Source organism: Aquibium sp. A9E412 (genome assembly GCF_030398335.1).
Classification (GTDB): Bacteria; Pseudomonadota; Alphaproteobacteria; order Rhizobiales; family Rhizobiaceae; genus A9E412.
Genome location: NZ_JAOAOP010000133.1, coordinates 1 through 1,737, shown reverse-complemented (window position 1 = coordinate 1,737; position 1,737 = coordinate 1). Strand labels below are relative to the sequence as shown.

Sequence of the window (1,737 nt, the reverse complement as noted above, 5' to 3'; positions counted from 1 at the left end):
CTGCGGCACGACGCCGGTCGGGAAGTTGATCTCGAGCGACATGCCGGTCGCGCCCGCCTCCTCGAGCAGCGCCTTGGCCTTCTCCGGATCGTAGGAATAGGGCTCGATCTGCGGATTGCCGCACGACGAATCGCTCGGGCAGGGCTGGCCCATCACCCGGCCGTAGCCGCGCAGCAGCCGGTCGACGATGGCCTGCTTGTTGACGGCATAGTTGATGGCGTGGCGCACCCGCACGTCCTGCAGCTCCGGCCGGTCGACGATCAGGCCGCCCCAGATCGGCTGCACGCTGACGTCGGAAGCCTCGATGCGGACGTTGTCGGCGTCTTCCACCTGGCTCGCCTGGATCGCCGGCACGGTGGCGATCACGTCGGCCTCGCCGTTGAGCAGCGCGGAGATGCGCGTGGCCGGCTCCGGCACCACCCAGAACACCACCTCGTCGGCCTTCGGCGTGCCGAGCGCCCAGTCCGGATTGGACTTCAGGATGATGCGGTCGCCGCGGTTCCAGGCGTCGAGCATGTAGGCGCCGGTGCCCACGGGATTGGCGGCGAAGCCCTCCTCGCCGACCTCCTGGTAGTATTTCGGCGGCACCGGGTTGAGATAGTCGGTGATCAGCGACAGCGTCGCCGAATAGGGTCCCTTGGTGACCAGGTCGACGGTGTGGTCGTCGACGATCTCCACGGCGGCGAACTCGTTGTAGTAGCTCTTGGCCTGCGATTCGGCGCGCTGCATCAGTTCGACGGTGAACTTCACCGCCTCCGCCGTGAACGGCTCGCCGTTGGTGAAGGTGACGTCGTCGCGCAGCCAGAAGCGCCAGCGCGTGTCGTCGACGCGCTCCCAGCGCGTCGCCAGCGCCGGCTGCACCTGGCCCTCGGTGTCGTGCGTGAGAAGCGGGTCGAAGATGTGCCGGTAGACCCAGCGCTGGTGGGTGTTGATGTTCTGCGTCGGGTCGAGCGTGTCGAGGTCGAGATGCGTGGCGATCGTCACGCTGCCGAGCGCGCCGGCCTCGTCGGACTGTGCCGCGGCCGGCCCGACCGCCGCCGCGCCGGCGACCGCCGCGACACAGGCCATGCGGGCCACGATGCGCGGTAAGGATGCGATGGATGTCATGTCGGTTCTCCAGTTCTGCATGACGGTGAAGGCGCCCCGCCGCGGGCGGTCCGGCCGGGCGCGACTGCCGCGCCCGGCCGGTGCCGGCTATTCTGCCGGTTCCATGTCTTGGACGGAGATCAGGTAGTTGGCGCGCCCGGCCCACGCGATGCGGTTGCTCACCCCCCACAGGCGATACATCTCGTAGAGGAACAGCCACGGCGCGTCGTCGTGCACGATCTGCGCCATCTCGAGCATCGCCTCGCGGCGCACCTCGTCATTGGGCGCGGTCTCCGCCGTGCGGATCAGCTCGTCGACCTTCGGGTTGTCGTAGTGCGTCCAGTTCCAGTTGCGGTCCGACACCAGCACGGTGGCCAGCACGCGCTCCAGCGTCGGCCCGGCGCCGTAGTACATCAGGAACAGCGAGCCGAGATCGGCCTGCTTGTTGGTGAAGTCGAACAGCTTGCCGGCGAACACCGACCACTCGTCCTGCTGGATGGTGGCGTCGATGCCGACGCGCTTGAGATCGGCGGCGATCGCCTGCGACACCAGCGGCCCCTGCGGCACGACGCCGGTCGGGAAGTTGATCTCGAGCGACATGCCGGTCGCGCCCGCCTCCTCGAGCAGCGCCTTGGCCTTCTCCGGATCGTA

General features: G+C 68.5%; 2 protein-coding genes. Both read right to left on the bottom strand.

Features of this window, described 5'->3' with window-relative positions:
- A partial coding sequence (locus N1F89_RS20540; RefSeq protein ID WP_290086361.1) for an ABC transporter substrate-binding protein occupies nucleotides 1-1,107 on the bottom strand: 1,107 nt, incomplete at its 3' end.
- A gap of 87 nt (nucleotides 1,108-1,194) precedes the next feature.
- On the bottom strand, nucleotides 1,195-1,737 hold a 543-nt coding region (locus tag N1F89_RS20535; RefSeq protein WP_290086360.1), incomplete at its 5' end, for an ABC transporter substrate-binding protein.